Annotated in this window: 5 protein-coding genes; 4 read left to right on the top strand and 1 reads right to left on the bottom strand. The window is 54.8% G+C overall.

Annotation, left to right across the window (positions count from 1 at the left end):
- The 3 genes from AC54AF_RS26910 to AC54AF_RS26920 all read left to right on the top strand — a co-directional run.
- A partial coding sequence (locus tag AC54AF_RS26910; RefSeq protein WP_496639030.1) for a lysis system i-spanin subunit Rz occupies positions 1-564 on the top strand: 564 nt, incomplete at its 5' end.
- Positions 548-1,036: a phage tail protein gene (locus AC54AF_RS26915; RefSeq protein WP_496639031.1), complete on the top strand. Its 489-nt coding sequence runs from the start codon at positions 548-550 to the stop codon at positions 1,034-1,036. The genes AC54AF_RS26910 and AC54AF_RS26915, both read left to right, overlap by 17 nt.
- On the top strand, positions 1,033-1,494 hold the full coding sequence (locus AC54AF_RS26920; RefSeq protein ID WP_496639032.1) for a phage virion morphogenesis protein: 462 nt from the start codon (positions 1,033-1,035) through the stop codon (positions 1,492-1,494). Before AC54AF_RS26915 ends, AC54AF_RS26920 begins: the two co-directional genes overlap by 4 nt.
- A 47-nt stretch (positions 1,495-1,541) precedes the next feature.
- Here AC54AF_RS26920 and AC54AF_RS26925 read toward each other — a convergent pair whose 3' ends face one another.
- Complete coding sequence (locus AC54AF_RS26925; protein ID WP_496639033.1) at positions 1,542-2,549, bottom strand: hypothetical protein; 1,008 nt, start codon at positions 2,547-2,549, stop codon at positions 1,542-1,544.
- 165 nt (positions 2,550-2,714) lie between these two features.
- Between AC54AF_RS26925 and AC54AF_RS26930 the strand changes: the two genes are divergently transcribed.
- Positions 2,715-3,377, top strand: a complete 663-nt coding sequence (locus tag AC54AF_RS26930; protein WP_496639034.1) for a phage baseplate assembly protein V — start codon at positions 2,715-2,717, stop codon at positions 3,375-3,377.
- Positions 3,378-3,408: the final 31 nt, after the last annotated feature.

A 3,408-nucleotide genomic window follows, 5' to 3' on the forward strand; every position in this document is an offset into this window, starting at 1 on the left:
CAAGACCCAGCGCCGTTTTCTGTTCGGCTGGATCAAGGAACGGGTGGCCATGTGAACACGACCACCTGGCGCCCGCTGGCCGCTGTTCTTCTGTGCGGCGCTCTGGCGGGCTGGACGGCGCAGGGCTGGCGCAAGGACGCCAGCATCGCCGCCCTGCAGCGGGTGGTGGCAACCCAAGCGGCCACCGCCGCCACCGCGCTGGCCCAGGCCACCGCCCGCGTGATTACCTTGGAGCGCGCCGCCGCCGCCGCCCTGGCGCAGCGCGCCGACCACCTTACCCAGGAGCAAACCCATGCGAAAACTGAACGTGACCGTTTCAGCCTTGATGTGCGCAGCGGCGCTGTGCGCCTGTCAATCCCCGTCACCAGCGGCCAGTGCGCCGCAACTGCAGATTCCACCGCTGCCGCAAGCCATCGGCAGGAAACGCGCGCCGAACTTGACCCAGCGACTGCGGCAGCTCTTGACGCCATTGCCGGCGACGGCGACGACGCCACCCGCCAGCTGAACGCCTGCATCGACGCCTACAACTTAGTACGAGACACCTACCATGTACAAACCGAATAGCCTGCGCCAGCATCTGGCCGCCGCCATCCCCGACCTGCAGCGCGACCCCGACCGCCTGCTGGTCTTCGCCGACGAGGGCAACGTGGTGGCATCGGCCACCGCCTCCCTCTCCTTCGAATACCGCTTCAAGCTCAACCTGATCGTGACCGACTACGCGGGCGACGCCGACGCCATCATGGTGGCCCTGATCGCCTGGCTGAAAGTCCACCAGCTCGACCTGATGGCCAACGAAGAAACCCGCAAGCACGGCATCGCCTTCGAAGTGGACTTCAACAACCATGAAACGGTGGATATTTCGATCAAGCTGGACCTGACCGAGCGCGTGGCCGTCAAGGCCAGCGAGGCCGGGCGCCTGGACATCAAGCACCTGGCCGAGATACAGCACATGCCCGCCTACGCGGACGAGTTCTGGAAGCTGTATGACGGCGACACCCTGCTGGCCGAATGGCGCACGCCAGAGGCGACAGCATGAGCGACGACCTACACGTGCTGGAAGCCTGGGCCGGCGCGCTGCTGGCCAAGCTGCAACCGGCCCAGCGCCGCGCCATCAATCACAAGGTCGCCATCGACCTGCGCCGCAGCCAGATGCAACGCATCAAGGCACAACAGGGGCCGGACGGCGCGGCCTATCCGGCACGCAAGCGGCGCAAGGAATTCAAGGGGAAGAATGGGCGCATCAAACGGCAGAAGGCGGCGATGTTCACCAAGATTCGCACCGCCAAACATCTGAAAGTGAAGGCGACCGGCGACCGGATCGAGGTCGGGTTCTTTGGCTGGGTGGCGCGCGTGGCGCGAGTACATCAATTTGGACTTAAGGAAAAATCGTCGAAAGGCAACTATTATCATGATTACCCTGCGCGCCCGTTGTTGGGATTGAAAGAGGAAAACTATTCATTGATTCGCGGAGCGATATTGAAATATATAAAATAAAAATATGCAATAATCGCCCGCAATAGAATTACATGCCTCTATGCTTCTTATTTAGCAAGAGGAAATGATGCGCCGAAAACCATTGAAACACCATTTTCAACGACAAAAAAATCTTTCCCTTCAAACGAAAATTTTCTTCCGCCACCAAACCGAAAAGTAACATTATTTAATTTTATCCCTTTTAATATTTTCACCGATCCAGAATTATTAAAATTTTTATATTTTCTTGATAACTCTGACAATTCAGAAAAGCGTGAAGTATCCAATGACTGCAAGGATATAATAATTTGTGAACCATATAGATCTGGAATTGAAAAAACCTCCCCATTACTATTCATTAGCTCATCATTAAATTTAACCTGTCCATAAACCGTTAGCTTTTTCTCTTTGCGATTATATATCAGCCTAGGCAATTCATTTTTAAAATTACCAATAAGCGTCAAGCTTGGCGAAATTTTTGAAGATTCATCCCAATGTGAGAATTTATCTTTTTCAATTGGAGTACGATAAAAATTAATTGTTGGTCGGAAATCTTTAATCATTTTGCCAACATCTTTCATCGCCCCTTTTGGCCAAAACTCTCCATCCACATAAACATAAATAGAATAAGGCTCACCATTTTCTTTTTGACTAAAAAGAAGTCCAGATATTTGCGGTGCCACCACCTTATCCCAATCATCTTTCTTATCAATAACCACCTTCTCCAAATAGCTTATATATTGCTGAACAACGGGGTCGGAATTAGGCAAATCAAAACTGTAATCCATACTCATCTGACCCAATGGCTGGACTGTTTTATTAATTTCAGTCAAGAGCTTCACTGCCCTAACCGCCTGCTCCTTGGCATCATCCTGCGCCTTACCATTCTCAATCATAGCCCCAATGATATTTATGATGAACGTTAATATCAAGCCAACCAATGTCGCCACACCCCATTTACTTAGCTTTCCAGTCGCATCTCTAAAACTTCCAAGTAAGGCAAGTATTCCCAGCCCACATGCGAATGTGGCTCCTAAAAATTTCACAATGACGATCCAGATTTCGGTGCTATTCATAGGATTTATTTCCCCATAGAGAAGAAGTCCATTGTACTTTACATCGTACGGAAAAATGAATCGATCAATGTCGAGGTAAAGGTAGACAACGGAATAAGGTTGCAAACAAATATATCAACCTTCTTCGACGTGCCTTCTTGCGCGGACTTCGGCAACATACACTGCATGAACGCCGACCTGTCCGACCTCCTCCGCTTGCTGCAAAACCTGATCCGCCTGGGCACCATCGCCGAGGTCAAAGGGGCCAAGGCGCGCGTACGGCTTGGGCCGACACTCACCACGGAATGGCTGAAATGGGCCACACGGCGCGCCGGCAGCACGCGCACCTGGTCGGCGCCCACGGTCGGCGAACAGGTGATCGTCTTTTCCCCTGGCGGCGATCTGACGCGCGGCATCATCGTGCCAGCGCTGTACTCGCAGGCATTTGACGCGCCCGAAACCAGCGACAGCATCCACACCACGCATTACCCCGACGGCGCCGTGGTGCAGTACGACCACGCGGCCCATGCCCTGACTGCCCTACTCCCCGGCGGCACGGCCACCATCACCGCCGACAAGGTGACATCGAACGCGCCGAGCACCATTTGCACTGGTGACCTGACCGTCATGAAAAACCTGATCGTCATGCAAGCGGCGACCGTCAACGGCGCCACCGCGCTGAACGGCGGCGTGAACGCCAAGGCTGGCGCCGCTGGCGGCGTGGCCATGGCCGTGCAAGGCACTGTCAAAGCCAGCGAGGACGTGCTGGCCGGCGCCATCAGCCTGGCCAAACACCCGCACGGCGGCGTCAAGCAAGGCGGCGACCAGTCGGGCGGGCCGCAATCATGATGGGCATGCACGCCGCCACCGGGCGCAGCCT

This window comes from Janthinobacterium sp. JF4 (genome assembly GCF_059617925.1).

Bases quoted from the DNA above. Each gene is read 5' to 3' on its own strand.
- AC54AF_RS26915 (WP_496639031.1), top strand. From the start codon at position 548: ATGTACAAACCGAATAGCCTGCGCCAGCATCTGGCCGCCGCCATCCCC.
- AC54AF_RS26920 (WP_496639032.1), top strand. From the start codon at position 1,033: ATGAGCGACGACCTACACGTGCTGGAAGCCTGGGCCGGCGCGCTGCTG.
- AC54AF_RS26925 (WP_496639033.1), bottom strand. From the start codon at position 2,549: ATGAATAGCACCGAAATCTGGATCGTCATTGTGAAATTTTTAGGAGCC.
- AC54AF_RS26930 (WP_496639034.1), top strand. From the start codon at position 2,715: ATGAACGCCGACCTGTCCGACCTCCTCCGCTTGCTGCAAAACCTGATC.